Below are 3048 nucleotides of genomic sequence, written 5' to 3' on the forward strand. Positions count from 1 at the left end.
TTCTCACACGAAGTCACGATGCCCTGCCATTGCTTCGCCGGTGGATCGTCTGAAGCAGACCCGAATGCCCCGGCCACTTCCGACAGTAAGCCTTCTTGCGGACGAATCTCAAAGGCTGCGCGCTGGTTAAGGTAAGAAGACAGAGGCAGGGAGGAATCGGTAGAAGTGGCGGTGATTTCGACACGGTAGGCGGTGTTGACCGCTTCGGATGCGCTGAAGGAGCGGACGGAAAGTGAGGGAGAGAAACGGGCAAAGGTAAGGTGGTAGGATTGGCGGGCGGTCATGACGAGACAATCTTAGAATGACAATGAATTTGATATAGTAACTTGGATAATGCCGATGGTAAAGCGAATGGGATGAATGGGGAAAAGGCCGTCTGAACGGTTGAAATAAGGGATAAAATACCATTTTACCCTGCCCTATTCCACTATTCAGTAAAGCAGTAATACAGTTACTGCAAAACAGAATTGCCAAATTTATCTTAAAAACACCATTTAGATAGGCCGTCTGAAATCACGTTTCAAACGGCCTTTGATAAAACTGATTTATCCAGGCAACAAACAGTTTGATTTAGATTTTTACAATAGGTATATTTCTTTTCATCTGATTTAGATAACCAACAACATCATGAAACCTGCTTTTTACCTCCCAATATTGTTTTTACTTTCAGCGTGCCGTCCTGAGGCTGAGACAGTCGATACGGCTGTACCAACGGCGCGTAAGCCTTCTTATTACGAGTCTGAAAAGCGTCAAACTGCAGTCACTCCAGTTAAAACACAAGTTCCTGCGTTATCTGCAATCAAAAGCCAAGCCGATTTTGACTTACTTTCGCGTATCTATGATCAAGGTAGTGAATATGAAATTCCTCATATCCTTTTCCTCATCGATCGTGAAGACGATAACCGTACCGACTACATCAATACTCCCAAATTTCGGCTGCATGAGCGCTACCTGGCTACTATCTTGAAACCTATGCTGTCAAAAACTGAATTGAATCAACAATACCGTAGCCCTAACCGGCGTTATCTGTTTGGCACTATCAGTTGGCAGAATAGTACTCAGGAATATGTTTATGAGTTTTGGGAAGGAGACAAAATCACGCCTGAATTGTTGAGATTGGTGGCAGGCCGTCTGAAAGACAGTTTCTACGCTCCGTTGCGTTATAAAACCAATTCTTTATGGCAGGAAACCGTTGCCGAGCAAAGTAAAGTTCCTTTTATTACCCAAGAAAGTTTGATTAAAAATTTTCCCTACCTGCCTCTAAACCAAGGTAAAGCGATAGGCACATTACGCGTTATTGCCAAAGAAAATGATCTTTATAATGTCGGCGCCGACGATATTATTATTTTGAAAGAGGTTCCCCTAGAGCTGCCACCTGTGGCGGGGATTATCAGTGAGAAACCATCTACTGCACTATCGCATGTGAATGTATTGGCACGCAGCTGGGGGATTCCCAATATTTACCTTAAAGATGCAGAAAAAATCCTAGCCCCATATATTGGCCGTCGTATCGAATTTGAAGCGACTGCTAAGCAATACCGAATTGTCCAAACCAACCGGAACACTACCAGCAAAAGCTTTTCAGACGGCCTTACCCTGCCCCAACCTGATATTTCCGATTACAGCCTTCGGGCTTTGGCAAACCTGCGCCGTGATGACAGCCGTTACTGCGGCAGTAAGGCTGCCAACCTCGGTCATATCCGCGCCCATATTGCAAACAGCAACGTTCCTGATGGATTCTGCATTCCATTTGCCTACTATCAAGCCATGATGGATAGGCTGGGTATTAACGCGACAACACTGGCACACATCGAAACACAAAGTGATGGAGACAACCGTAAGCGCCGCACTGCTTTACTCACACTGCAGAAAAAAATTACCGATGCCGAAATCCCGTCAGAATGGAAACACAGATGGGCTGAGCAATGGCGCAATCAATTAAACAGCAAAGGCGTGTTTGTCCGCAGCTCCTCTAATTCCGAAGACTTGCCCAATTTCAGCGGCGCAGGGCTGTACACCACAGTGCCAAATGTTACCGATGAAAACGCGTTGTCCGAAGCAGTGAAGCAATCTTGGGCTTCTGTTTTCAATTACAGTGCATACGAAGCCCGCCGTATTGCCGGATTGCCTCACGATAGCGTGAAAATGAGTGTCTTTGTGCAACAAAGCATCAATGCAGATCTCTCCGGCGTACTGGTTACCATCAATCCCTATGATATTGCTCAGAAAAACAGCTCCTACATTGCCGCCAAACGCGGGTTGGGTATTCGTGTCGTTGAGGGCAAACGGATAGCCGAACAGGTAGTCTATAACCGTCGCAATGATTCTGTACAACGTCTCAGCTCCTCTAATGAAACCACGGCATTGCAACTGGATAAAAATGGTGGAGTACGAGAAGTGCCCGTAACCAGTGGCAACGTGATGAATCAAGAGCAAATACGTCGCCTTGACCAAACCGGCCAACAAATCAAACAACTATTTGCCAATGGTGAGCAAGACATCGAATGGGCGTTTGACAAGGGTAAGCTTGTTATCCTCCAGGCACGACCGTATCTAAACGGCACACGTTAAAACAAAAGGCCGTCTGAAATTATCGTTTCAGACGGCCTTTGCATCATAAGTTAGTTATACCCTATACTTCCCGATCTCCAAGGAACTATGATGTCAAAACAACTCACTTTTTATTTTATTCGCCATGGCCGTACCCAATGGAACGAACAAGGACTTTTGCAGGGATCAGGCAATTCACCACTGACCGAACAAGGAATTGCAGGAGCTCAGAAAACCGGGGCGGCGCTACAACAAGTAGAATTTACCGCTGCTTATTCCAGTATTTTACAACGCGCCATTGATACGGCTGGCCATATTATCGGTCAGCGTCCTATTCCTCTTTTTCAGCACTGTGGACTAAATGAGCAATCTTTTGGAAGTTGGGAAGGTATGCAGATCACTGACCTGCGAAAGCTAACCGAATTCAAACAACTGACCAATGACCCGGCAGCTTATAAAGCATTAAGTGTAGAAAATTGTCGCGTTGTTTACACAACA

3 protein-coding genes are annotated in these 3048 nt (G+C 45.7%); 2 read left to right on the forward strand and 1 reads right to left on the reverse strand.

Annotation, left to right across the window (positions count from 1 at the left end; translation table 11 throughout):
• Positions 1-284: hypothetical protein (locus tag HMPREF3066_RS00490; protein ID WP_141743150.1), on the reverse strand; the 284-nt coding region annotated here is incomplete at its 3' end.
• 343 nt (positions 285-627) lie between these two features.
• Between HMPREF3066_RS00490 and HMPREF3066_RS00495 the strand changes: the two genes are divergently transcribed.
• The gene (locus HMPREF3066_RS00495; RefSeq protein WP_070439792.1) at positions 628-2571 is read left to right on the forward strand and encodes a PEP/pyruvate-binding domain-containing protein; all 1944 of its coding nucleotides are present in this window, start codon (positions 628-630) and stop codon (positions 2569-2571) included.
• A 90-nt stretch (positions 2572-2661) separates the two neighbouring features.
• A partial coding sequence (locus tag HMPREF3066_RS00500; RefSeq protein ID WP_141743151.1) for a histidine phosphatase family protein occupies positions 2662-3048 on the forward strand: 387 nt, incomplete at its 3' end.

Origin of the sequence: Neisseria sp. HMSC03D10 (assembly GCF_001807625.1) — a bacterium.
Lineage (GTDB): Bacteria > Pseudomonadota > Gammaproteobacteria > Burkholderiales > Neisseriaceae > Neisseria > Neisseria mucosa.

Coding starts and splice junctions, on each gene's coding strand:
- HMPREF3066_RS00495 (WP_070439792.1), top strand. CDS start 628: ATGAAACCTGCTTTTTACCTCCCAATATTGTTTTTACTTTCAGCGTGC.